This window comes from Allobosea robiniae (assembly GCF_900102525.1).
In the GTDB taxonomy this organism is placed as follows: domain Bacteria; phylum Pseudomonadota; class Alphaproteobacteria; order Rhizobiales; family Beijerinckiaceae; genus Allobosea; species Allobosea robiniae.
This window is the reverse complement of sequence record NZ_FNBZ01000004.1, coordinates 139,477-162,938: the sequence shown is the minus strand read 5'-3', so window position 1 is coordinate 162,938 and position 23,462 is coordinate 139,477. Positions and strand designations below refer to the sequence as shown.

General features: G+C 67.8%; 25 protein-coding genes and 1 tRNA gene. 9 read left to right on the top strand and 17 right to left on the bottom strand.

Annotated elements, in window-relative coordinates; genetic code table 11:
- Positions 1 to 18: 18 nt before the first annotated feature.
- Complete coding sequence (locus tag BLQ70_RS12620; protein WP_091857265.1) at positions 19 to 531, bottom strand: A24 family peptidase; 513 nt, start codon at positions 529 to 531, stop codon at positions 19 to 21.
- A 140-nt stretch (positions 532 to 671) separates the two neighbouring features.
- On the bottom strand, positions 672 to 851 hold the full coding sequence (locus BLQ70_RS12615) for a Flp family type IVb pilin (protein WP_061971708.1): 180 nt from the start codon (positions 849 to 851) through the stop codon (positions 672 to 674).
- Positions 852 to 1,266: 415 nt separating this feature from the next.
- On the opposite strand from BLQ70_RS12615, the gene BLQ70_RS12610 reads away from it, so the two are divergent.
- The 3 genes from BLQ70_RS12610 to BLQ70_RS12600 all read left to right on the top strand — a co-directional run bounded on the left by BLQ70_RS12610 (position 1,267) and on the right by BLQ70_RS12600 (position 3,244).
- Positions 1,267 to 1,770, top strand: a complete 504-nt coding sequence (locus BLQ70_RS12610; protein WP_082617747.1) for a pilus assembly protein N-terminal domain-containing protein — start codon at positions 1,267 to 1,269, stop codon at positions 1,768 to 1,770.
- 244 nt (positions 1,771 to 2,014) lie between these two features.
- On the top strand, positions 2,015 to 2,632 hold the full coding sequence (locus tag BLQ70_RS12605; protein WP_170843395.1) for a TadE/TadG family type IV pilus assembly protein: 618 nt from the start codon (positions 2,015 to 2,017) through the stop codon (positions 2,630 to 2,632).
- Positions 2,633 to 2,647: 15 nt separating this feature from the next.
- A complete protein-coding gene (locus tag BLQ70_RS12600; protein WP_170843394.1) occupies positions 2,648 to 3,244 on the top strand; it encodes a TadE/TadG family type IV pilus assembly protein in 597 nt (198 codons plus the stop codon).
- 142 nt (positions 3,245 to 3,386) lie between these two features.
- Here BLQ70_RS12600 and BLQ70_RS12595 read toward each other — a convergent pair whose 3' ends face one another.
- The 3 genes from BLQ70_RS12595 to BLQ70_RS12585 all read right to left on the bottom strand — a co-directional run bounded on the left by BLQ70_RS12595 (position 3,387) and on the right by BLQ70_RS12585 (position 5,861).
- Positions 3,387 to 3,914 (bottom strand): retropepsin-like aspartic protease family protein, encoded by a 528-nt coding sequence (locus tag BLQ70_RS12595; RefSeq protein WP_091857263.1) that lies wholly within the window; start codon positions 3,912 to 3,914, stop codon positions 3,387 to 3,389.
- Between the two features lie 133 nt (positions 3,915 to 4,047).
- Positions 4,048 to 4,968: a ribokinase gene (locus BLQ70_RS12590; RefSeq protein ID WP_091857262.1), complete on the bottom strand. Its 921-nt coding sequence runs from the start codon at positions 4,966 to 4,968 to the stop codon at positions 4,048 to 4,050.
- Positions 4,965 to 5,861 (bottom strand): 2-dehydro-3-deoxygalactonokinase, encoded by an 897-nt coding sequence (locus BLQ70_RS12585; protein ID WP_162766344.1) that lies wholly within the window; start codon positions 5,859 to 5,861, stop codon positions 4,965 to 4,967. The genes BLQ70_RS12590 and BLQ70_RS12585 overlap by 4 nt, the downstream gene beginning before the upstream one ends.
- A gap of 231 nt (positions 5,862 to 6,092) precedes the next feature.
- On the opposite strand from BLQ70_RS12585, the gene BLQ70_RS12580 reads away from it, so the two are divergent.
- Positions 6,093 to 6,977, top strand: coding sequence for an aldose epimerase family protein (locus BLQ70_RS12580; protein ID WP_091857260.1), 885 nt, complete (start codon positions 6,093 to 6,095; stop codon positions 6,975 to 6,977).
- Positions 6,978 to 6,980: 3 nt separating this feature from the next.
- On the opposite strand, the gene BLQ70_RS25820 is transcribed toward BLQ70_RS12580, so the two are convergent.
- From BLQ70_RS25820 to trpA, 6 genes are all read right to left on the bottom strand, one after another.
- Positions 6,981 to 7,676 carry a L,D-transpeptidase gene (locus tag BLQ70_RS25820; protein WP_091857259.1) on the bottom strand — a complete coding sequence of 232 codons (696 nt, stop codon included), beginning with the start codon at positions 7,674 to 7,676 and terminating at the stop codon, positions 6,981 to 6,983.
- 133 nt (positions 7,677 to 7,809) lie between these two features.
- On the bottom strand, positions 7,810 to 8,652 hold the full coding sequence (locus BLQ70_RS12570; protein ID WP_091857258.1) for an aldo/keto reductase: 843 nt from the start codon (positions 8,650 to 8,652) through the stop codon (positions 7,810 to 7,812).
- A gap of 14 nt (positions 8,653 to 8,666) precedes the next feature.
- Positions 8,667 to 9,089, bottom strand: coding sequence for a hypothetical protein (locus tag BLQ70_RS12565; protein ID WP_091857257.1), 423 nt, complete (start codon positions 9,087 to 9,089; stop codon positions 8,667 to 8,669).
- A 41-nt stretch (positions 9,090 to 9,130) separates the two neighbouring features.
- Positions 9,131 to 10,453 carry a bifunctional folylpolyglutamate synthase/dihydrofolate synthase gene (locus BLQ70_RS12560; RefSeq protein ID WP_091857256.1) on the bottom strand — a complete coding sequence of 441 codons (1,323 nt, stop codon included), beginning with the start codon at positions 10,451 to 10,453 and terminating at the stop codon, positions 9,131 to 9,133.
- A 39-nt stretch (positions 10,454 to 10,492) separates the two neighbouring features.
- Positions 10,493 to 11,389 (bottom strand): acetyl-CoA carboxylase, carboxyltransferase subunit beta, encoded by an 897-nt coding sequence (gene accD / locus BLQ70_RS12555; protein ID WP_091857255.1) that lies wholly within the window; start codon positions 11,387 to 11,389, stop codon positions 10,493 to 10,495.
- A gap of 103 nt (positions 11,390 to 11,492) precedes the next feature.
- Positions 11,493 to 12,338, bottom strand: a complete 846-nt coding sequence (gene trpA, locus BLQ70_RS12550; protein ID WP_091857254.1) for a tryptophan synthase subunit alpha — start codon at positions 12,336 to 12,338, stop codon at positions 11,493 to 11,495.
- Positions 12,339 to 12,416: 78 nt separating this feature from the next.
- On the opposite strand from trpA, the gene hrpB reads away from it, so the two are divergent.
- Positions 12,417 to 14,921 carry an ATP-dependent helicase HrpB gene (hrpB, locus tag BLQ70_RS12545; RefSeq protein WP_091857253.1) on the top strand — a complete coding sequence of 835 codons (2,505 nt, stop codon included), beginning with the start codon at positions 12,417 to 12,419 and terminating at the stop codon, positions 14,919 to 14,921.
- A 2-nt stretch (positions 14,922 to 14,923) separates the two neighbouring features.
- On the opposite strand, the gene BLQ70_RS12540 is transcribed toward hrpB, so the two are convergent.
- The 3 genes from BLQ70_RS12540 to aroA all read right to left on the bottom strand — a co-directional run bounded on the left by BLQ70_RS12540 (position 14,924) and on the right by aroA (position 17,840).
- The gene (locus BLQ70_RS12540) at positions 14,924 to 15,730 is read right to left on the bottom strand and encodes a DUF1194 domain-containing protein (protein ID WP_091857746.1); all 807 of its coding nucleotides are present in this window, start codon (positions 15,728 to 15,730) and stop codon (positions 14,924 to 14,926) included.
- A gap of 116 nt (positions 15,731 to 15,846) precedes the next feature.
- Positions 15,847 to 16,500, bottom strand: a complete 654-nt coding sequence (gene cmk / locus BLQ70_RS12535) for a (d)CMP kinase (protein ID WP_091857252.1) — start codon at positions 16,498 to 16,500, stop codon at positions 15,847 to 15,849.
- Entirely contained in the window at positions 16,497 to 17,840 is a 1,344-nt protein-coding gene (gene aroA, locus BLQ70_RS12530) for a 3-phosphoshikimate 1-carboxyvinyltransferase (protein WP_091857251.1), read from the bottom strand. The genes cmk and aroA overlap by 4 nt, the downstream gene beginning before the upstream one ends.
- A 216-nt stretch (positions 17,841 to 18,056) precedes the next feature.
- On the opposite strand from aroA, the gene BLQ70_RS12525 reads away from it, so the two are divergent.
- The 4 genes from BLQ70_RS12525 (at position 18,057) to BLQ70_RS12510 (ending at position 20,295) form a co-directional block, all read left to right on the top strand.
- Positions 18,057 to 18,455 carry a TIGR02300 family protein gene (locus BLQ70_RS12525; protein WP_061971736.1) on the top strand — a complete coding sequence of 133 codons (399 nt, stop codon included), beginning with the start codon at positions 18,057 to 18,059 and terminating at the stop codon, positions 18,453 to 18,455.
- A 165-nt stretch (positions 18,456 to 18,620) separates the two neighbouring features.
- Positions 18,621 to 18,696 (top strand) — tRNA-Ala (locus BLQ70_RS12520).
- Between the two features lie 316 nt (positions 18,697 to 19,012).
- The gene (locus BLQ70_RS12515) at positions 19,013 to 19,294 is read left to right on the top strand and encodes a hypothetical protein (RefSeq protein ID WP_061971738.1); all 282 of its coding nucleotides are present in this window, start codon (positions 19,013 to 19,015) and stop codon (positions 19,292 to 19,294) included.
- On the top strand, positions 19,291 to 20,295 hold the full coding sequence (locus BLQ70_RS12510) for a 1-aminocyclopropane-1-carboxylate deaminase/D-cysteine desulfhydrase (RefSeq protein WP_244512002.1): 1,005 nt from the start codon (positions 19,291 to 19,293) through the stop codon (positions 20,293 to 20,295). Before BLQ70_RS12515 ends, BLQ70_RS12510 begins: the two co-directional genes overlap by 4 nt.
- 24 nt (positions 20,296 to 20,319) lie before the next feature.
- On the opposite strand, the gene BLQ70_RS12505 is transcribed toward BLQ70_RS12510, so the two are convergent.
- The 3 genes from BLQ70_RS12505 to efeO all read right to left on the bottom strand — a co-directional run bounded on the left by BLQ70_RS12505 (position 20,320) and on the right by efeO (position 23,462).
- Positions 20,320 to 21,465, bottom strand: a complete 1,146-nt coding sequence (locus tag BLQ70_RS12505) for a Gfo/Idh/MocA family protein (protein WP_091857250.1) — start codon at positions 21,463 to 21,465, stop codon at positions 20,320 to 20,322.
- A gap of 84 nt (positions 21,466 to 21,549) precedes the next feature.
- Entirely contained in the window at positions 21,550 to 22,530 is a 981-nt protein-coding gene (gene rocF / locus BLQ70_RS12500; RefSeq protein ID WP_061971742.1) for an arginase, read from the bottom strand.
- Positions 22,531 to 22,637: 107 nt separating this feature from the next.
- Positions 22,638 to 23,462, bottom strand: a complete 825-nt coding sequence (gene efeO, locus BLQ70_RS12495) for an iron uptake system protein EfeO (RefSeq protein ID WP_091857249.1) — start codon at positions 23,460 to 23,462, stop codon at positions 22,638 to 22,640.

The following is a 23,462-nucleotide window of genomic DNA, read 5'->3' as shown; positions in this document are numbered from 1 at the left end:
TTACGTCCGCGGCGCTTTTCAGACGCCGATCGCGGCGTGCCAGATCGTCGTATCCGGCAGCACCAAGAGCGCGGCGAAGGCCAGCGCGATGCCGTAGGGGACGCCCTCGTTGGCGGCGTGCAACCGGCGCATCCAGCTCCAGTTCTCGGCGAAGGCCGGCAGGGGGCGCGATCGCAGCCGCAGGACGAGGATGGTCAGCAGGCCGCCGAGGAAGGCTGCCATGAGCAGATAGGGCATCAATTGATCGAAGCCGAACCAGAGCGCGGTCGCGGCAGCGAGCTTGGCGTCGCCGCCACCGATCCATCCGGCCGCGAACAGGCCGAAGGCGATCACAAGGACAAGCCCACCCGCTGCGAGATGCCAGCCGATTGCGGCCGGGCTCAGGCCGAACAGGACGCAGCAGACCGCGAAACCCGCGACAAGGAACAGGCAGAGCCGGTTCGAGATCGTCATCGAGACCAGGTCGCTGGCGGCGGCATAGGCCATGGCGAAGGGAAACACGCCGAGCATGACGATGTGGGGCAGGGTCATGACACTTCCTCCGCTACGGAACGATGATGCCGCAAATGCCTCACCAAACCCTTACGGCGACCGCATAAAACGCAGCATGAAAAGAAAAACGCCCCGGGATGACCGGGGCGTTTGCCGACATATCGGTCAGGTACCGACGATCAGGAGACCGTGGTGTTCTGCAGCTTGTCCGCGATACGCTGGAAGATGCTGCTGAGCTCGGTGCCGAGATTGGTGGCGGCGATGATGATGCCGACGGCGATCAGAGCGGCGATCAGGCCGTACTCGATGGCGGTGGCGCCGGACTCGTCCTTGACGAAGCGAGCGAAAAGATTGGTCATGCTGGATCTCCTTTACACCACGGTTTGACGGCTGCCTGTGCTCTGAGGTGGCTTCGGTCAGCGACAGGAACGACATTAGCCCGCTCGCCTTGCTGATCGGTTAAGCGGATCGAAGAATTGGCTTGTTTCGCGCTCGGTTTTTTCTGTGGTTAACACTCGATTTAGCAGGCTTAAGACCGTGGTGAGCTTATGAATAAAGCCAGGCGTGGGGGTTTTTATCGGTAAACAGGGTGTTTAATTGGTCCTGACTCGTTGATTTATTTTTGAGGCGCTCGGCAATCGACGCTGGCGCCGGTCGCTGTTCCGTTGCGACAAGTTGTGCCTCGCGGCGTGAAATCGCTATTCGTCGCGCGCTTAGGGTTTGATTCATCATTTTCCGCTTTATTGGCATGGTCGCAGAGCTTGAGGCGCCGCCATGTTGATCATCCGTGCTCCTGAAGGGTGCCGCCGGCTTACGCGCCGGGTGGCCGCGACAAGCCTCGCGATCATCCTGTGCGGCGCTGGTGCTGCTCATGCCGCGCCACGCGCGCCATCCGAGAGCGTGGTCGTCATGGTCGACCACGCCAAGGTCGTGCGGCTCCCGGAGAAGGCTCAAACGGTCGTCGTCGGCAATCCGGCCATCGCCGATGTCTCCATGCAGCGCAACGGCGTCATGATCGTCACCGGCAAGAGTTTCGGCGTGACCAACCTGATCGCGCTGGACGCCAGCGGGACGCTGCTGGCTGAATCACTGGTTCGGGTCGGTTCCGCCTCCGACGCGGTCCTGACGGTCCAGCGGGGCATGGATCGCGAAAGCTATGCCTGCAGCCCGGATTGCCAGCCCTCGGTCCAGATGGGCGATGCGAAGGATTACTTTGCCGGCGTCGCCGGGCAGGCCGCCGCGCGCAACATGCTCGCGACCGGGGGCCCGAAGAAATAGGGCCCCGGCTCGAACCCGGCGCGCGGTTCCCGGGAAAAGTCAAGGTTCTGGGGCGGAAGCTTAGCAGGTACGCGCGCGAGACCTCCGTTACGCGCCGAACCCATGGTTAGCGAAAGCTTCACGCCGATTTCGGCTGACCGGCGACGTCCCTAACCGATCTGAAATTCTTTTGCCGTAGAGATTTCCGGCCTGGGCCGAAGCTCGATGGGGCAAACGGATGTTCGACCGACCGAAAAAGACGCCCTTGCCGAAGAACGGGTTGCCGCGCCGCGGCGTCTGTCGCCCGCTGCTCCGACGCTTTCGCCGCTCGCAGGACGGGGCGACTGCCGTAGAGTTCGCGTTCGTCGTCGTACCGTTCCTGATGATCCTCTTCGCCATCTTCGAGACGGCCTTGATGTTCTGGACCAGCCAGGTCCTGGAAGAGTCGCTGTCGCAGGTCTCCCGTTCGCTGGTCACGGGGCAGTCGCGGACCCTCTATACCGGATCGACCGGCGCGGTGAACGCGAAGAAATTCCGCGACAATATCTGCGAACTCGCGCCGTTGGGATTGATCGACTGCTCGAAACTTTACGTCGACGTGCGGGTCTACGACAGTTTTGCCTCTACGGCATCCGCAGGCGATCCGCTTGCGGGCGGGAGCCTCGACACCTCCGGCTTCACCTACGTCCAGCCGCAGGGCAACGACATCGTCGTCGTGCGCGCAGTGCTCGACTACAAGCTCTTCCTGACGAGCTGGGCTTCCTCCGCGCTGGCCAATATCAAGCCCGCCGGATCGGGCCGGCGGGGCATCGTCGTGAGCATGGCTTTCCGGGCCGAGCCCTTCGTCTCGTCGGGCGCGACCCCTCCTCCGGCAGGTTCTTGATCGGGAATGACGGACATGCCGAAAAAGACAGGTCTCCGTTTCTGGCGCCGCTTCTGCCGCAATCGGGACGGCGTGGCTGCGGTCGAGTTCGCCCTGCTGCTGCCGGTGATGCTCATCACCTATACGGGGATGGTGGATGTGGTGCAGCTCGTGATGGTCAACCGCAAGGTCACTCAATTGACCTCGGCTCTCAGCGATCTCACGGCGCGCGTCCAGTCGGTTTCGTCCACGGATGTCCAGAACATCTTCAATGCTGCGCGGTCGATCCTGATGCCGTATGACAGCGACAAGGTCACGATGGTGATCGCCAGTGTCGTCATCGATCCGGCGGGCGTTGCGAAGGTGTGCTGGAGCGAGCCGCGCGATGGCACTGCACCGGCCCGTGGGACCTCGATCACCATTCCCGACACCTACCGGGTTCCGGGCACCTCCGTCATCATGGCGCGCGCGAGCTACGAATACACGCCCATCGTCGGTTATGTCCTGACCAAATCCTTCACGCTCGGCGACAGCCCGATCTATGCACGCCCGCGTAATGGCGTGGCTGGCGGCACCAACAATATCGAACAGGTGGTGCGGACCGGCACCAATCCCTGCCCGCTCTACAATTGACGATCGGGCGATCATGCCGGCAGGGGGCTTCGCGCCCGGGCCGGCGCTCCCCGATGTTGCCGGTCTTTGCCTTATCGCCTATTCGCTGACGCGGACCTTCGGTTCTTCACGCCAACCGGTGTCCAGTTCGCTCAGAAATGCTCTAGCCGCGCAGCACCATGCGCCCGGTCTGGACCTCGTAGCCCTGGAGCTTGCTGAGGAAGGAATTCCCGAGCAGGCTCATCGAGAGCGCGCGTTCGGGCAGGACGACGGCATCGACATTCCGCACGACGATATCGCCGAGCCGGATCTCCCGCAGGACGGTCCGGAAGCCCGTGACGGCGCCGTTGGCGGTGCTGAGCACGATCTTGCGTGACGAGGCATCGTTCTTGACACCGAGCGCGCGGGCATCGGCAGCCGTCAATGCCACGATGCTGGCGCCGGTATCGACCATCATCTTGATGCGGTAGTTGTCGACCGAGGGGTGCACGATATAGTGCCCGCGATAATCGGCGGCGACGGCGAGCGTCGAGGGCATGCGGGGTCCCGGCGGTTTCTGTTCCGTCGCGGCCATGGCCGCGGAAGGCGCCTCGTCCGCCATGCGCGGGGCGAGAAACTGCGTATAGGACAGCGCTCCGGCGATCGCGACACCGGCGACGCTCAAGGCCCAGATCAGCGGTGGTGTCGTCACGGCGCTCCCCAACCCTTCCACAGCCCGTCCACGATGCGGAAGCGAGCCCTGACGAAGCGTGAAGAGCTTGCACGCATTTGCGTGCAAGCGGGGCGGGGAAGGCTGCCCGATTGCGGACAGGCTTAATCGAGGCTTACCGGCGCGGTCCGTTTGCAAGCGTGGCGGCCAATGCCGCGATCTCGGCTGCGCGGGGGATGCTCGGCTGGGCGCCCGGCCGCGTGCAGGCAAGCGAGCCGGCGGCCAGCCCGTCGTACAGCGCCGCCGCCATGCTCTTCCCGGCCGCGAGGGCTGCGGCGAAGGCGCCGGTGAAGCTGTCACCGGCCGCGACCGTGTCGACGACCGCAACCTGAGGCGCTGCGAGGCGATGGCGGATGCCGTCGATCCAGGCGACGACCCCGGCTGCCCCCAGCGTCGCGATCGTGGCGATCTGCCGCTCACTGTCGAGCCGGCGCGCGATGGCGTCGGGATCGCGGTCCGCCCATCCGAGCGCCTGTGCCAGCACGATCGCTTCGTGCTCGTTGACGATCAGCATGTCGAGCTGCTCCAGCAGCGCGGGCGACGGCGCCTCGGCCGGAGCGAGATTGAGGATCACCCGCCCGCCGGCCTGCTTCATCCTTCGGGCGGCCTGCAGGCAGGCTTCTTCAGGCACTTCGCGTTGCAGGAGCAGGATATCCTCCGCCGCGAGCTCGAGCTGCCGCAAGGCATCCGGGCGGACAGCAGCATTGGCGCCGGCTGCGACGATGATCTGGTTGGCGCCCTCGCGATCCGTCGCGATGAAGGCGGCGCCGGTCGGTTCGTCGACCTGTGCGACGTGATCGAGATCGACGCCGTCGGTGGAGAGCAGCGCCAGCGCGGCATCGCTGAATCGGTCCCGCCCGGTCGCGCCGACGAGCACGACATCCGCGCCGGCGCGGCGGGCCGCGAGTGCCTGGTTCGCGCCCTTGCCGCCCGGATGCAGGGCATAGCCCGGTCCGAGCACGGTCTCGCCCGGTCCCGGCAGGCGCTCGACCGGTGTGACGAGGTCGATATTGATGGAGCCGAAGACAACGATCATGCAGGAAGGTCCGCCGCGAGCCGCCTCACGCCGGCGACGAAGGCCGCCTCGGGCGTGACGAGTTGAATGGCATGTCCCCGCGCCTGCAAGCCGGCGCCGTAGCTCTCGGCCAGGGCCCCGTCCGCGACGAGATGGATCGTCTGGCCCTTGCCGAACAAGGCTTCGGCCCCCGCGATTTCCTGCCCGACCAGCAGCGCCGAGAGATAAGGCCCGACCGCACCACCCGCCATCCGGCCTGCGAGGACTTCGGTACGTGCGGCGAAGGCCGTGTTGAGCAGCCCTCCCGGCCGGCCGGCAGCCAGGCGACCGCGCGCGGCGCCATCAGCCGTGTCAGCGTCCGAAGGCGCTTCGGCGAGCCGGGCGAGGATCGAGTCGTTGCGCAGCAGCCCGTAGATTTCGCCGGTCATGAAGCTGGCGAAGCGGGTGATGCGACCTCCCTTGATCTCGGCCCATTTCGAATGGGTGCCGGGCAGGCAGGCGATGCCGTCGCTCAGGCCGAGGCCGACGATCAGGGTCTCCTCGCCGCGCATCACGTCGAAGGCGCCATCGTCGCAGCTCAGGCCGGGCAGGATGGTCGCCGTCGTTCCGGCATCGAGCGCGACCTGGATCGCGGCGGCCGCGATCTCGGCAGGGGAGGCCGGACAGGCGACGTAGCGCGCCTCGATCCAGCCGTTGCGGCTGCCGACCATGCCGGCGAGCACGATCGCGGCATCGGGCGCAGTCTCGCGGAAGTCGCCGGCGAGCTCGGCAAAGGCTTCAGGATAGCCGCCCGCCGGAACCGACTGGATGCCGCGATCGGCGATGCGCCGCTCCAGCACCTCCCCGGTCTCCGAGATCAGGAAGGCGCGCGCGCGGGTCGTGCCCCAGTCGAGCGCGATCAGAGGTTTGGGCATGGCAGGCTCCGGCAGCAGCATCGGACCGAAAAGTGGGAGCCACTTTTCGGTCCGATGCGACAGCAAATATATGGATCACTGCACGTCCGATAGGACGCGCGGTGATCCAAGGCTGGCGACTGTCTCCGCCGCATTCCATCGGGTCAAGGGCCGGCGCCGAGGCCTTGTATATGGCTGGCCTTCGCGGCAACCCTGCTGGCCTTGGGTGCGAGAACGAATCGGACAAGCCGGATGCTCGAACTGCAAGCGGGGGGCCTCGACGCCGCCATCTCTCCCGAGGCGGGCGGGATCGTCTCCTCTCTGAGCTGGCGCGGGCCGGACGGGCGCAGCCATGACGTGCTCTATCCGCCGGCCGGGCGGCAGCCCGGCACGGCCTCGCCGAACTTCTTCGGGACCTGGGCACTCCTGCCTTTCGCCAACCGCGCCTTCGGCTGCGTCGTCGACGATGGCGAGCAGCGCTTCCTCGTTCCGCAGAACGATCCAGGCGGCGCCATTCACGGCTTCGGCTGGCAGGCGGCCTGGGATGTCCTGCGGTATGACCGCAGCCATACCGTCCTCGAACATCGCCGCATGGAGGGGACAGACCCTTATCGCTACCGGGCGCGGCAGGAGATCTCCCTCGACGATGCCGGTATGACCATCCGGATGGCGATCACCAACGAGGCGCAGGCGGCACTACCGTTCGGCATCGGCCACCATCCCTGGTTTCCCTGTGCTGCCGATACGAGCCTCGTGATGCGCAGCAAGGGCGCGCTGGTCTTCGGCGAAGCCTTCCGCGCCACCGGCCAGCAGGCTTTCGTCGATGGCGGCCCCTATGCCGAAGCGCAGCCTTTCCGCGCGGAGAGCGTGACCGCCTGGAGCTTCCTCGGCTGGGACGGCACAGCCCGGATCGAGACGCCTTCGACCGGTCTCGCCGTCACCCTGACCGCGAGCGACAATCTCGACTGCCCGGTGGTCTGGGCGCCGGCAGGCTCGGATTTCCTCTGCGTCGAGCCGCAGAGCCATGCGATCGGCGCACCGAGCGAGCCGGCAGCGCGGACCGCCGCGCCGCTCAAGCGCCTGGCGCCGGGCGAGACGCTGGAAGGCTGGCTCAGGATCGTGCCGGAAGCTCTCTAAAGCTCAGCGCCAGCCGTAGCCGCTCGGGTAATAGGGCTGGTAGCCATAGGCGTTGGCCGGCAGGGCGGGGCGCAGCAGGATCTGGCCGCGCGCCGCTTCCCAATCACCGCCGCGGCGCTGCTGCGCGACGCTCATGGTGTTGCTGCGATGCTTCGCCTTGGCGATCTTGTGCTTGGACGAGCCGGCCTTCGCGACCTTGTGCTTGGAAGAGGTCGTCTTCGCGAGCTTGGCCTTCGACGGCGAGGAGGCCTTGGCGAAGCGCGAGAGATTGTCTGGTGCGGCACCGTGCAGCGCGATCCGGGTCTGGCTGGAGCCATGCTTCTTCACCAGCGCGAAGAGCTTTGCGGCGTTGGCGGGGTGCAGCCGGATGCAGCCATGCGAGGCCGGGCGGCCGAGCGCGCCGACGGCCCCAGTGCCATGGATTGCGTAGCCGCCGCGGAAGAACACGGCATGGGGCATCGCGCCGCCATATTTGCGCGAGTACCAGTTCTTCTCCAGCCGGGTCGGCCGATAGACGCCGTTGGGCGAACGGAAACCCTTGCGGCCGGACGAGATCTTCCAGTCGTAGACCTCGCCATCGGTCGTGGTCACCGTCATGCGCTGAGCGACGATGTCGACATTGACGCTGACGCCGGCATGGGCGGAGCCGGCGAAGGCCGACAGGACGAGGGCGGCCAGGAGGCCGAGAACGCGACGCATCACACTCACTCCGAAAGACGCAAGCTGCTGAATGAGGCGTTGTCGAGCTCTGGTGGCCGCCGCCCTTGACTCTAGGAAAGCGCCGACGGCCCCGGCTTGTAAAGCCGGAAGGCGGAACGTGGTTTCCGGCCGCTCAGATCATCGGCAGCGAGGCGGGCTTGCGGCCGCGCGGAAAGGCCGCGTCGATCCGGGCGATCTCGGCATCGGAAAGCGCGAGGTTCAAAGCCCCGGCATTGTCCTCGACATGGGTGACCCGGCCGGCCTTCGGGATCGCGAAGACGCTTTCACGCCGCGTCAGAAAGGCGAGCGCGACCTGCCGGGGCGTCGCGCCATGGCTCGCGGCGATCTCGGCCAGGACCTTGCCCGGCGCGCTGCCGGCAGCCGGGAAATCGTCATGGCCGAAGGGACTGTAGGCGACGACGGCAACGCTGTTCCGTTCGCACCACGGGATCACCGCATGCTCGATGGCGCGCTCGCGCAGATGATAGAGCACCTGATTGCAGGCAATCTTGCCGGGGCCTGCGGCTGCGAGCGCCTCGTCGAGATCGTCCTCGTCGAAATTGCTGACGCCCCAGGACAGAATCTTGCCCTCCTGCTTCAGCGCCTCGAAGGCGGAGAAGGTTTCCGCTAGAGGATGCGGACCGCGCCAGTGCAGCAGGTAGCAGTCGAGCCGGTCAGTCCTGAGGTGCTTCAGCGAGCGCTCGCAGGCGGCCTGCACGCCGCGTCGCGAGGCGTAATGCGGCAGGACTTTCGACACGAGGAAAACCTCGTCGCGCCGGCCTTCGATGGCCTCGCCGATCAGTGCTTCGGAGCGGCCGTCGCCATACATCTCGGCGGTGTCGATATGGAAGAGCCCGAGATCGAGCCCGCGCCGGAAGGCGGCGATCGCCTCGCGCCGGTCACCCTGTTCGCTATACCAGCTGCCCTGGCCGATCGGCGGGACGGATGGCCCTGACGCTCCGAAGCTTCGCTGCATAACGTTTTCTCCAGCTAGTCGACGGTGATCTCAAAACGCTCGTAGCGGATCTCGCCGTCATTGTAGCGGATGCGCGCGAGGAAGCTGTCGGCGCCGCGATAGCCGCGCTTCGAGGTATACTCGAACGCGAGAGATGGCCCGACCCTGCCGTTGCAATGCCGGAATGGCCCCGGCCCGTATTCGGCCGCGGCCTTGCGGGTCGCCAGCCTGACCTTGCCATGCCGGGGCGGCTCGGTCAGCACGCCCTTAGGGCGCGGGATCGGCCGGCAGCGCTCGTCCATCGTCATGAAGGTCTTCTGCAGGAAGGTGCGCTTGCCCGATGCGACCCGCTCCGTGCCTTCGCTCTGCCCCTGTGCTGTTCCTTCGGTCGTGACGCAGCCGCCGAGCAGGCTGCAGAGCAGGGCGGCGGCGAGGACGGTCAGTCCTGGAACGGGCATGGCTTTCCTCGATGGCAAGACAGGTCGAGACGCGGAAAGACCTAGGTCGGCGGCGTGCCGTTGGCCGAGAGCACTTCGCCGGCGAGATAGAGCGAGCCGCAGATCAGGATGCGCGGCGGCGCCGGCCAGTCCCGTGCCGCGATCGTTCGCAACGCCTGTTCCACCGAGCTGGAGGTTTCGGCGGCGAGCCCGGCGCTGCGGGCGGCCTCGGCGACCTCCTCGGCCGGGCGCGCGGCCAGCGAATTCTGGATCGGCACGGCGTAGAGCGCCTGCGCCAGCCCCTTGAAATGCCCGAGCGTCGCAGCGGCGTCCTTGGTCGAGAGCAGGCCGGCGATCATCACCAGCGGTGCCGGATTGCGGTCGGCGAGGTCTGCCATCGCCTGGGCGAGGACGCGCCCGCCATCGGGATTATGGCCACCATCGAGCCAGAGCTCGGCGCGATCAGGCACGATCTCGGCCAGCGCGCCGCGCGACAGGCGCTGCAACCGCGCCGGCCAGTCGGCGTTGCGCATGCCGTCCTCGAAGGCGCGCGCCGGCAGGGCGCCATAGCCGGCGGCCCGCAAGGCCGCGATGGCCGTGCCGGCATTGATGTGCTGGTGCCGGCCGGAAAGGCGCGGCAGCGGCAGGTCGAGCAACCCGTCCTGATCCTCGTAGACCAGCCGCCCGCCGGCCTCATGGACATTGAAATCCTGCGCGCCGATCAGGATCTTCGAGGCGCCGGCGCGCTCGGCGGCAGCTTCCAGAACCGCGGTCGGCTCCGGTTCCTGCGGCGCAATCACGGCGGGCGCGCCGCGCTTGAAGATGCCGGCCTTCTCGCCGGCGATCTTGGTGACGGTGTCGCCGAGATATTCGGAATGATCGAGCGAGACCGGCGTCACCACCGTGCAGGCCGGATGGGCGATGACATTGGTCGCGTCGAAACGCCCGCCGAGCCCGACTTCCAGCAGCAGGACATCGGCCGGATGCTCGGCGAAGAGCAGGAGGCCTGCCGTCGTCGTCATCTCGAAGAAGGTGATGGGATCGCCGGCATTGACGGCCTCGCAGCGCTCCAGCGCCTCGACCAGCTTGTCCTCTGGGACGAAGCGCCCGCCGCCGGGCGCCCCCAGCCGGATGCGCTCATGGAAGCGCACCAGATGGGGCGAGGTGTAGACATGGACCGACAGTCCGGCTGCCTCGAGGATCGCCCGCATGAAGGCGATGGTCGAGCCCTTGCCGTTGGTGCCGGCGACATGGATCACCGGCGGCAGCTTCTTCTGGGGATCGCCGAGCCGTTCGAGCAGGGTCAGGATGCGGCCGAGCGAGAGATCGATCAGCTTGGGATGCAGCGCCATGAAGCGCGCGAGCAAGGCGTCGGAAGACCCCATGACGTGACGGCCCCCAGCCGTGAACTAACTCGGACCGCCTCAGACCGCCTCGGCCACCGGGCGCGCGGGCGCAGCCTCTTCCTTCGCGGCCGGCTGCTTCGTCAGCAGGCGGCCGAGCCGGGCGAGCGTCTCCGGCAGGTCGCGGCGATGCACCACCATGTCGACCATGCCGTGATCCTTGAGGTACTCGGAGCGCTGGAAGCCCTCCGGCAGCTTCTCGCGGATGGTCTGCTCGATCACGCGCGGGCCGGCGAAGCCGATCAGCGCGCCGGGCTCGGCGATGTGGATGTCGCCGAGCATGGCGTAGGAGGCGGTGACGCCGCCGGTCGTCGGGTTGGTCAGCACCACGAAATAGGGCAGGCCCGCCGCCCGCAGGCGCCTGACCGCGACGGTCGTGCGCGGGAGCTGCATCAGCGAGAGGATGCCTTCCTGCATGCGTGCGCCGCCCGACGCCGCGAAGACGACATAGGGTGTCTTCTTGTCGAGCGCGGTCTCGGCGCCCTTCACGAAGGCCTCGCCCGCGGCCATGCCGAGCGAGCCGCCCATGAAGTGGAAATCCTGCACGGCCAGCGTCATCGGCAGGCCCTTGACCCGGCCATAGCCGATCTTGAAGGCGTCCTGCGCGCCGGTCTTGGCGCGGGCATCCTTCAGCCGGTCGACATAGCGCTTCTCGTCGCGGAACTTCAGCGGGTCGACCGCGACCTCCGGCAGCGCGACGTCGAGCCACTTGCCGTCGTCGAAGGTCAGGCGCAAACGCTCCGGCGCGGTGACGCGCATATGGTGCTCGGAGCCGGGGATGACATAGCCATTGGCCTCGACATCCCTATGGAACACCATCTGCCCGGAATCGGGGCACTTGATCCAGAGGTTCTCGGGGCTCTCGCGCTTGAACAGCGTCTTGATGCGCGGCCGGACGACTTCGGAAATCCAGTTCATCGGATGAATCCCTGATGGGCTTTCAGCGCTTGCGCGCCGTCAGGCCTGAAATAGGTCGCGCCGGCCGATGGGCAAGCGGCGCGACCGTCGCATGAAACCGGGCTCAGGCCGCCTTGGCGACGGAGCGGATGCCCTGGGCGAGTTCGCTGACCAGCGAGGTGACAGCCGAAACCGTCTTTTCCGTGGCCTTGCCCTGGTCATCGAGCGAAAGGCGGATGCGTTCGACGAGCGCCGAGCCGACGACGACGCCGTCCGCCCGCTTGGCGATGGTGGCCGCATCCTCGGCGGTCTTGACGCCGAAGCCGACCGCCACCGGCAGGTCGGTATGGCGCTTGATCCGGGTAACGGCATCGCCGACAGCGCCGTAATCGGCGATGGCGCCGCCGGTCACGCCGGTCACCGAGACGTAATAGACGAAGCCGGAGGTGTTCTGCAGCACCTTGGGCAGGCGCTTGTCGTCCGTTGTCGGCGTCGCCAGCCGGATGAAGGAGACGCCGGCTTGCAGCGCTGGCAGGCAGAGCTCCTCGTCCTCTTCCGGCGGTAGGTCGACGACGATGAGCCCGTCGATGCCGACGCGGCGGGCATCGGTCAGGAAGGCTTCGACGCCATAGGCGTAGATCGGATTGTAATAGCCCATCAGCACGATCGGCGTGTCATGGCCGGCCTTGCGGAAGCTCTCGACCATGGCGAGCGTCTTGCGCAGCGTCTGGCCGGCCTTGAGCGCGCGCTGGCCGGCGAGCTGGACGGGAACGCCGTCCGCCATCGGATCGGTGAAGGGCACGCCGAGCTCGATCACGTCGGCGCCGGCTCCGGGCAGGGCCGCGAGGATCGCGCTGGAGGTCTCGAAATCCGGGTCGCCGGCGGTGACGAAGGTCACGAGCGCCGCCCGGCCCTCGCGGGCGCAGGCCTGGAAACGATTCTGGATGCGGGTCTGGCCGGTCTCAGTCATGCCGCAGCGGTTAGCATGATGAGCGCCGGCTGGCGAGTGGCTTGCGTGCGGCACGCGCCTGCGCCACATCGGCCTGGCATGCGCGCCTTCGACACGCCCCTCCCGATCGATGCCGTCCTCGGCGATCTCGCCGCTTCCTTGCACGCGAGGCCGAATGCCGTGCTGGTCGCCCCGCCCGGCGCCGGCAAGACCACGCGCGTGCCGCTCGCCCTGCTCGACGAGCCCTGGACGAAAGGCGGCAAGCTGATCGTGCTCGAACCGCGCCGGTTGGCGGCACGCGGCGCGGCTAACCGGATGGCGCAGACGCTGGGCGAGCGGGTCGGTGACACCGTGGGCTTACGCGTCCGCCTCGGCTCGAAGATCGGGCCGAAGACGCGCATCGAGGTCGTCACCGAGGGCGTCTTCGCCAGGATGATCCTCGACGATCCCGCGCTGGACGGCGTCGCCGCCGTGCTGTTCGACGAATTCCACGAGCGTTCGCTCGATGCCGATTTCGGCCTCGCGCTGGCGCTCGATGCCCAGGGCGGCCTGCGCGAGGACCTGCGCATCCTCGTCATGTCCGCGACCCTTGATGGGGCTCGTGTCGCGAACCTGCTAGGCGATGCCCCGGTGATCGAAAGCGAGGGCCGCGCCTATCCCATCGAGACGCGCTATCGCAGCCGCGACCCGCTGAAGCGCATCGAGGATCAGGTCACCGAGACGGTTCTGCTGGCGCTCAACGAGCAGCCGGGCTCGCAGCTCGTCTTCCTGCCCGGTCAGGGCGAGATCCGCCGCGTCGAGGAGCGCCTGCGCGAGAGATTGCGCGATCCGGCTGTCGAGATCGCTCCGCTCTATGGCGCGCTCGACCAGCGTGAGCAGGATCGCGCCGTGCTGCCGGCACCAACGGGCAAGCGCAAGATCGTGCTCGCGACCGCGATAGCCGAGACCTCGCTGACCATCGAGGGCGTGCGCGTCGTGATCGATTCCGGCCTCGCCCGCGTCCCGGTCTACGAGCCCGATATCGGCGTGACCCGATTGGAGACCCGCCGCGTCAGCCGGGCAGCCGCCGATCAGCGCCGGGGCCGCGCCGGCCGTACCGAGCCCGGCGTGTGCTACCGGCTCTGGGAGGAGGCCGCGACCGGCGCGCTCGAAGCCTTCGCCCGGCCCGAAATCCTTTCGGCCGATCTCAGTCCGTTATTGCTCGACTGCGCGGCATGGGGCGTCGGCGATCCGACGACGCTTTCCTTCCTGGAACCGCCGCCCGCGCCTGCGCTCAAGGAAGCCCGCGCGCTGCTGAGCAATATCGGAGCACTTGATTCCGATGGCCGCATCACGCCAGATGGACGCGCCTTGCAGGCCCTGCCGCTGCCGCCGCGCCTGGCTCGCATGGTCGTGGCGGCTGCCCGCTTCGGACAGGCGGACGCTGCCGCCGATCTCGCCGCCGTGCTGGTCGAACGCGGCCTCGGCGGCGATGTGATCGATCTGGCCGAACGGCTGGAACGCTACGGCCGCGAGCGCGGCGGCCGGGCCGGCGACATGCGCCGCCTCGCCGAAGGCTGGGCACGAACCGCCGGGCGCAGCGTCGGCAAGGATCAGGCTTCAGCCGACGATATCCTGTCGCCCGGGCTCCTGCTCGCCTTCGCCTATCCCGACCGCGTCGCCAAGGCCCGCGCGCCGGGCTCCGGTCAGTACCTTCTGGCGAATGGCCGCGGCGGCGCGCTGGAGCCGTCGCAGCGCCTGGCGCGCGAGCCTTACATCGTCGTCGCGGAGATGACCGGCGCGGCCCAGCAGGCCCGCATCATGGCCGCCGCCGCGATCAGCGAAGCCGAGATCGCGGCGCTCGTCTCGCATGGCCTCGCTCCCTTCGCCATCGCGGAGCGCGAGGAGGCGAGCTTCGATCGTACGGCGCGCGCCCTGCGGGTCCGGGCCGTGCGCCGATATGGCGCGCTTTCGCTCTCGGAACGGCCCCTTTCCGTCGCCGACAGCCCAGAGAATGCCGAGGCGCTGGCCAAGGGCATCGCGGCGCTCGGCATCAATCTCCTGCCCTGGACCAAGGGGCAAAACCAGTTGCGCGAGCGCGCCACCTTCCTGCGCAAGGCCGAGCCTGAGGCCGGTTGGCCCGATCTTTCCGATGAAGGCTTGTCGCAAGAGCCGGAATTCTGGCTGGCGCCGCATCTCCTCGGCCGCGCGTCGCTCGCTTCGATCCAGCCTGCCGACCTCGATTCGGCGCTGGCGGGCCTCCTGCCCTGGGAGTTGAAGCGCCGGCTCGATCAGGAGGCGCCGACGCATTTCACTGCGCCGACCGGCTCCTCGTTCGCGGTCGACTATGCCGCCGAGGCCGGCCCGACAATCTCGGTGCGTGTGCAGGAACTCTACGGCCTCGCGATCCATCCGGCCCTGGCCGGCGGGCGCGTGCCGCTGGTGCTGGAACTGCTCTCACCGGCACACCGCCCGATCCAGGTCACCCGCGATTTACCCGGCTTCTGGCGCGGCTCTTGGACTGCCGTGAAATCCGAGATGAAGGGCCGCTATCCCCGCCATCTCTGGCCGGACGACCCCGCCGCCGCGCTACCGACGACGCGGGCGAAGCCGAGGGGGACGTAAATCTAGTTCCCCATCCGGTCGCGCCATTGCCGCTCGCCGGCGAGGCAGGTCGCGATATTGCCAGATTGCGCCTTGTGGAAGGTTGCGTCGGCCGGCGCCTCGGCGATCTCGCGCAGCAACTTCGTCTTGGTCGCCTCGACGAACTGGCTCTTCTCGCGGATCGGGATGACGAAGGCGCCGATGCCGGTGATGACGCAGTCGGTGTAGTAGGTGTCGAGATTGTCGATATCGAAATAGCCTGCCTGTTTCAGCATCACCGGCAGGCCGTTGATGGCGATGCCCTTGGCGCCGGCCTCGTCGCGCGCCGTCGTGACCGGGCGCCCGTCATTATTGGCGCCGTCGCCGGAGATGTCGATCACGCGCCGCATCGCCGTCACGTTCGACTGTTCCAGCAATTGCACGCCGAGATCGATCGCGCCCGAGATCGAGGTGCGCCGGCCGCGCCGGGTCGGCGCCTCGCCCAGCTCCTCGGCGAAGGCCATCGCTGCGGCCGGGCCGTCGATCACCTTCCACGGCCGGACGATGTACTGGAAGCTGCCGCCGGCCCATTCGAAATAGGTCACGGCGATCTTGCCGATCGCGCCCTTGTCGATCGCGTCGTGAAGCTGCTTGGAGCGGAAGGCCTCGATATAGCCGTTGCGCTGCAAAGCGAGCTCGTCGAGATCCATCGAATAGGAAACGTCGACCGCCAGCACGAGCGCGACGTCGACCTCCTCGGGCGGTGGCGCCGCCGTCTGCGCTCGTGGCAGGGCGGGCTGCCAGAGCGCCGCCGCTGCCAGACATGAGAGACCGTACAGCCAGCGCCGCATCGCCACCTCCGTCGCGTTGTCGCGATGGGAGAGTGTGCGCTTGGGCGAGACACCCGCCAAGCCGGAAAATCCGGCTGAAGGCGCCTGTTTCGATAGCAAATTCGCGAGCGGCGCTCTCAGGCGGCGCGGCGGCCTTCGACGATGCCGATCGCGGCGGAGGCCGCTTCCTCGACGGTCAGCGCCGAGGTATCGAGCACGATCGCATCCTCGGCCGCCTTGAGCGGGGCATCGCTGCGGCCGGAATCGCGCGCGTCGCGGCGGCGGATATCGGCGAGGATGCCGTCGAGGGTGACCGCCTCGCCGCGCCCGATCAGCTCCTTGTGCCGGCGCGCCGCGCGGACTTCCGGTGTCGCGGTGACGAAGAGCTTGGCCGGCGCCTCCGGGCAGATCACCGTGCCGATGTCGCGCCCGTCGAGCACGGCCCCGCCGGGTTGCGCCGCGAAGCGCCGCTGCCGGGTGAGCAGGCCGGCGCGTACGGCCGGCATGGCCGCGACCACGGACGCCGCCTCGCCGATCTCGCGGCCGCGCAGGCGTTCTTCCGGGAAGGCGGTCTCGTCGAAGCTATTGACGACCTGCTCGGCTGCGACGGCGTCGTGGATGTCGTGGCCGGCATCGAGCATGGCGCGCGCGACCATCCGGTAGAGCAGGCCGGTATCGAGATAGGGCAGCCCGTAATGCGCTGCCAGCCGGCGGGCGAGCGTGCCCTTGCCGGACGCGGCCGGGCCGTCGACGGCAATGACGAGGCGGCCGGGCCGCGCCGCCGCGCTCATCCGATCTGGCCTCCGAGCCCGTTCATCAGCGGGATGAAGCTCGGGAAGCTCGTGGCGATCATGGCGCCGTCATCGACCACGACCGGCTGCTCTGTCGCCAGCCCGAGGATGAGGAAGCTCATCGCGATGCGGTGGTCGAGATGGGTCGCGATCGGCCCGCCACCACGCACCGGTCCGCCACCCGAGCCTTCGACGATGAGGTCGTCGCCCTCGATCCGGCAGTTTACCCCGGCGGCCTTCAGCCCGGCCTCGACCGCGGCGAGGCGGTCGGATTCCTTGACGCGCAATTCCTGCAGGCCGCGCATCCGCGTCGTGCCCGTGGCGAAGGAGGCGGCCACCGCCAGCACCGGGTACTCGTCGATCATCGCCGGCGCGCGCTCGGGGGGCACCGTCACGCCCTTGAGGCCGGAGGCGCGCACCCGCAGGTCGCAGACCGTCTCGCCGCCCTCGTTGGCCTCGCGCTCGATCGTGATGTCGGCGCCCATCTCGCGCAGCGTGGTCAGCAGGCCGGAGCGCAGCGGATTGGTCATCACGCTCTCGATCAGGATGTCCGAGCCCGGCACGATCAGCCCCGCCACCAGCGGGAAGGCGGCCGAGGACGGGTCCGCCGGCACCACGATCGGCGCCGCTTTCAGCTCCGGCTGGCCCTTCAGCACGATGCGCCGGCCATGTTCGCCTTCTTGTGTCACCGTGATCTCGGCGCCGAAATGCGCCAACATCTTCTCAGTGTGGTCGCGGGTCGCTTCCGCCTCGATCACCGTGGTTTCGCCGGGCGCGGCGAGCGCGGCCAGCAGCACGGCCGACTTGATCTGCGCCGAGGCGACCGGCGGGCGATAGGTGATCGGGATCGCCTCCTTCGGCCCGCGCAGCGTCAATGGCACGCGCCCGCCCTCCTGCTGCGAGACGACGACCGTGCCCATCTGCTCGAGCGGGTCGAGGATGCGCCGCATCGGCCGCTTGCGTAGCGAGGCGTCGCCGTCGAAGGTCGTGGTGATCGGGTGCGAGCCGCAGACGCCCATCATCAGGCGCGATCCGGTGCCGGCATTGCCGAAATCGAGCATGCCGGCCGGTTCGCGCAGGCCGCCGACGCCGACGCCCTGCACGCGCCAGGCGCCCGGACCGTCATGATGGACGATGGCGCCGAGTGCGCGGGCCGCGGCGGCGGTGCGCATCACGTCCTCGCCTTCGAGCAGGCCGGTGACCTTGGTCTCGCCGATCGCCAGCAGGCCGAAGATCATCGCCCGGTGCGAGATCGACTTGTCGCCGGGCACACGGACGCGGCCCTTGAGGGGGCCGCCTGCGCGGGCGGTGACGGGGACGGGTTCATGGTCGTGGGACACGGGGCGCGGTCTCTGCAAGCGGGCCGAAAAGGAATGCGCGCAAGGCCGTAGCATGGTCGCGCGCGGCGCGCCAAGACGCGCGCGGCGCGGTGCGCGAAACCGTCGCTTCGAGCTCCGGGTTTGACGCTCCCTGCAAATCAGTATTTGACAGCATCGCTCGCCCCGACTAACGGACGCGCCTGCTTTTCAGAACATGATAGTTGAAGGTCCGACGCAGTGGCGAAACCGGAACTCGGAACGAAGCGCGTTTGCCCGGTCACGGGGCGCAAATTCTACGACCTGAACAAGGACCCGATCGTCTCGCCCTATACGGGCCAGGCTTATCCGCGGGCGATCTTCGAGCCGCAGGCCAAGGCCGCGCCGGCGCCGAAGCCGGAGCCCGACGAGGAGGACGAGACCGAGTCCGCCGACAGCGCCGTCGAGATCGTTTCGCTCGACGAGGCCGATGCCGAGGCGTCGGAGAAGGAAGCCGTCGTCACCAGCGAGGATGATATCGAGGTCGAGGACGTCGGCGACGACGAGGACGACAACACCTTCCTCGAGGAAGATGAGGAAGGCGACGACGACGTCGCCGACCTGATCGATGGCGACATCGAGGGCGACGAGGACAACTGATCCTCAGCCTCTGAAAAAGATGACGACAAAGCGACATTAGGCGCTTGTGTCTTCCGCCCGAGCCGCCTATAGAGCGCTTCGTCGCCGCCGGGCGGCCCGGACGGAACCGCCGAGGCGGTACCAAAATCCGGTTGGTGATCGGTCCCCAAGCCGATCATCGCGAGTGGGGCCATAGCTCAGTTGGGAGAGCGCTTGAATGGCATTCAAGAGGTCGGCGGTTCGATTCCGCCTGGCTCCACCAAATCTCTTTCCTCCGCGAACGGCTGCCTTGGTTCGTTGCGGATCGACGCTTCGGCGCTCCCCAAATTGCGAACGGTCCGGGGCCGGCTGAAAGCGTGATGGAAGATCATCGCCGCGCCTGGCCTGATTCGTCCAAGCTCTGCCGCATATCGCGGATCGGCCGAGCCCGAGCGGCGGAATCGGCCAAGCGTTCCCTCCCTCTCGCCTCATCGACACGCTGGCGCGTCCCTTTGCTCCGCTGGAAGCCGCGATCATCCCGGCGGCTTGCCGTGCGAGCGTCAGCGTGAGAGTTGCACGCTCCGGACAAGGAAGCAGGAATGGCCAAGCGCACGAAATCCAAAGCCCTCGATACCGAGTTCACCATGTTCGATGTCGTCTACGAGGACGGCTCGAGGACCTCGAACCGGCGCGTTCCGACGGCCTTGCTCGGCGGCCTGGACGGCGATGAGCCGGCCCGCACGGCCATCATGGAGCAGGATCAGGTCATTTCGGAAAAGTCGGGCAAGCCGCCCCTGGCGATCAAGACGCTCGCGCGGGCGTCCAAGTCGGCGGCGGAGCCGGATCCGCGCAAGGACGATCGCAAGAAGCGGTCGGCGTGACGTCGGGTTTGCAGAGCATTCTGCGCGAGCCGCGCTACGACCTGGTCAAGGCGCCGACGCCCTTGCAGCGGCTCTCCGGTTTTGAGCGAAAGCTCGGTCGTCCGGGCCTCTACATGAAACGCGATGACCTGATGGAGATCGGGCTCGGCGGCAACAAGCTGCGCAGCCTCGAATTCTGGCTCGGCGCCGCGCTGCGCGAGCACGCCGACATCGTGCTCGTCGCGGGCGGGGCGACCTCGAATCTCTGCCGCCTCACCGCTGCCGCCGCCTCGATGGCGGGGCTGGATTGCGTGATCATCCACAATGCCGAGGACAGCCCTGCGAATCGCGAGCGCTCCTTCCTGAACCGGCTGTTCGGCGCTGAAACCCGCTTCATCGGCCCGGTCGGCGAGGAAGAGCGTGCGGCAGCGATGAAGGCCGCGGCCGCGGAACTGATGGGGCAGGGACGGACGCCTTACATCGTCGGCGATGCCGTTCTGGGCGCGCTCGGCTATATCCTCGCCGCTTTCGAACTGCATGAGCAGTCGCAGCGCGAATCGGCACCGCTCCGCCATGTCTTCCTGGCGGGCTCGATGGGGCCGACCGAGGCCGGCTTCATCTTCGGCAATGCCATGCTCGGCCACCCCTTTCAGGTCCATCTCGTCAGCGTCGAATACGGGCAGGCGGAACTGGAGGAGCGCATCCGCCGGATCTACGAGGGCATCGGTAAGCGGACTGGCCTGGCGGTCGGTGGTCTCGGCGAGGCTCCGCTGCACTATCACATGGCTCATCTCGGCGGCGGCTGGGGCGTGCCGACCCTCGAATCGGAAGCGGCGATCGTCGCCTTCGCCCGCACCGAGGGCATCCTGATCGAGCATGTCTACACGGCGAAGACCTGTGCCGGTTTCCTCGACCTCGTCGCCAATGGCACGATTCCGCAGGGCGAGCCGGCCTGTATCATCCATACCGGCGGGACGGCCTCGCTGTTCTCGCAGCGCGAGCAGTTCAGGACTGTGAGCTGAGAGGCCCAGCCCTATCCGCCGCTCTCAGAAGCGCGAGCGTGGCCGATAGGGCTGGGCCAGGTCGCGGGCATTGTTGAGGGCGAGCGCGAGCTCGGTGATGTGCAGCGCGAGCGCGCCCGAGAAACGCGGTGGTTCGCCGCGCCGAATCGCCTCGGCCTGATCCGCCACGCCGCGCATGAAATCGATCTGAGAGGGGTAGCCAGGCAGGGCCTTGCTCATCGGCTGGGCCGGATAGGTCAGCTTGCGCCCCGGCGTCGGCTTCCACGGCAGCGCGCGCCCGAGCTTCGCTTCGGCCCGCGTCAGAATGCGCCCGAGCAGCGGTCGTGGCGCACCGCTCTCCTCGACATGGACGACGGAGCGATTGTCCCAGAGGTCGCGCACCGTCAGCGAGCCCTTCTCGGCGAAGATTTGCAGCGAGCGGTCGCGGGGCGCCGTAAGCCCGTTGGTCAGCCTCGCCACCACGCCCGAGCGGAAGGTCAGGCAGCCCACGGAGAAATCCGGTGCCATCGAGATCTGTTCGGTGCCCGGTCCCTTGTCGGGGAAGGTCACGGCGGAGAAGGCGGTCAGGCTCTCGACCGGGCCGAACAGCGTCACCAGCCAGGACAGCGCGTAGCCGGCATGTTCCAGTGTGCAGCCGATCTCGAACTCGTGCAGCCCCGGCCAGGGCGCGCCGGAGCGCGAGCGCCAGCTTGCCCATTTGTCGCGGAAGACCGGGCCGTCCTCCAGCGCGGCGTAGACCAAGCGAGGCGTCCCGATCCGGCCGGAGCGCAAGGCGTCCTCGACGAGGCGATGGGCATCGCTGAGCCCGTTGGCGGGAGCTGTGGCGAGCGTCAGCCCGGAGCCTTGCGCCTGCGCGACCAGCGCCTCGGCCTGCGCCAGCTCCATCGCCAGCGGCTTTTCGCAATAGACATGCTTGCCGGCCGCGAGTGCTCGACTCGTGATCTCGTAATGGCTCTCCGGCGTCGTCAGGTTGACGACGATCTGCACTGCGGCGTCAGCCAGCAGGGCATCGAGATCCGGATAGGCCGGAACATTGTGGAAGGCGCGGAAGGCTTCCAGCCGCGCGGCGTCGCGATCCCAGACGCCGGCGAGCGTGAGCGTCGGGTGGTTCGCCAGCGTGGTCATGTAGTAGTCGGCGACGAACCCCGTCCCGACGAGCGCGATCTTCATGCCCGATTCCGTTCCATCGGCTGGAAGCCGATGGAACCGCCTCTATCAGGCAAGGATGAAGATCGGCTTTCGCGAAAACGCGGCTTACGCGGCGCCGATCGCGTTCGACGGGGTCTGCCGGTCGGTGATCTGCTGGCCGAACAGACTGCCGGCGAGCTCCACCGCGAGGCGGGCCGTCTGGCCGCGATCGTCGAGGAAGGGGTTGAGCTCGACGATATCCATCGAGCGGACCAGCCCGGAATCGTGCAAGAGCTCCATCACCAGATGCGCTTCGCGATAGGTCGCGCCGCCCGGCACGGTGGTGCCGACGCCGGGCGCCAGCGGCGGATCGAGGAAATCGACGTCGAACGAGACGTGCAGAACGCCGTTGGCCGCGCGCACCTTCTCGATCACCTTGCGGATCAGCACGCCGACGCCATGCTCGTCGATGGCGCGCATGTCGGCGATGTCGACACCGCGCGCCTTCACGGCGGCCTTCTCCAGCGGGTCGATCGAGCGGATGCCGAACAGGCTGAGCTGCTCATGCGAAATCGAGGCGCGCGGCTCGGAGCCCAGCAGGTCGTCGAGCCCGGCCTCGCCGCAGAGGAAGGCCGAGGACATGCCGTGCATGTTCCCGGAAGGAGAGATCGCCGGCATGTTGAAATCGGCATGGGCGTCGAGCCAGAGCACGAAGAGCTTGCGGCCCTGCTCCTGCCAGTGGCGGGCGACGCCGTTGACCGAGCCCATCGACAGGCTGTGGTCGCCGCCGAGGAAGATCGGCGTGTCGCCGGAGCGGGCGAGCTCGTAGGCGCGGGCGCTGAGCGCGCGCATCCAGGCGGCGATCTCGTTGTAGAAGCGGGCATTGGCCGGGGCCGGACCGTCGACCGTGGTCAGGTCGCGCGGCAGGATGTCGCCATGGTCGCTGACCGTGTAGCCGAGGCTTTCCAGCACGCTGACGAGGCCGGCGGTGCGCAAGCCGGCCGGGCCCATCAGGGCGCCGCGGCGCGAGGCGCCGACCTCGATGGGCGCACCGAGTAGGGCGATGCGGCCCTGGGAAGCGGGAGCGTTCGTGGTGGAAGCGGTCATGCTGGCGGTCCGTTGACAGGATTGCGAGGGGCGTCACGCGCCGATGCGCCGTCCATGGCGCATCGGCTCCCCCCTGTCGAGTGGCGCGCTTGCGTAACCGGTTGATGTCAGCCGAGGCCGAGCACGCCGCGCAGCTTCGAGAGATCCTCCGCCAGCGTCGTGATCATTGCGGCGAGCGCCTTGCGGTCGGCCTCGCTCAGCTTGTCATAGGTCTCGAAGCCGCCGTCCTTGAGCTTGTACTTGGCCAGCGTCTTGTCGACCGTCGCGAAATTGGCGTCGATCTTCCCGGCCAGCGCCTTGTCTTCCTTGACGACGAGCGGCCGCAGCAGGTCGACGATCTTCTTGGCGCCGTCGACATTGGCCTGGAAGTCCCAGAGATCGGTATGGCTGTAGCGGTCTTCCTCGCCGGAGATCTTGGTCGCCGCGACCTCCTCGATCAGCGCCGCCGCGCCACCGACCATCTTGTCCGGCGGAACCGTCAGGCCCTTGATGCGGCTCTGCAACTCGGTGACGTCGGCGATGAGCTTGTCGGCGAAGGAAGCAAGCCCTTCCGTGCTGTTCTTGGCGAAGAGCCCGTATTCGAGGCGATGGAAGCCGGTGAATTCCGGGTCCTCTTCCTTTTTCTCATGGTCGTCGGCTCGCGCGTCGATCTTGCCGTCGAGATCGCTGAACAGCTCGGCGACCGGCTCTATCATCTCGTAGGAGACACGCGTCGGCGCATAGAGCGTCTTGGCCTTGGCGAGGTCGCCGGCCTTGACCGCATCGGTGAAGGTCTTGGTGTCCTTCACCAGCTGGTCGACTCCCTTGGAGACATAGAGCTTGTATTCGGCGACCGGCGCCACGAGGTCGAGCGGCGAGGCGGCCTGCGCCGATCCGACGGTCACAGCGGCGATCAGGCTGGCTCCGGCCAGCCCTGCGAGACGCAAGCTCAT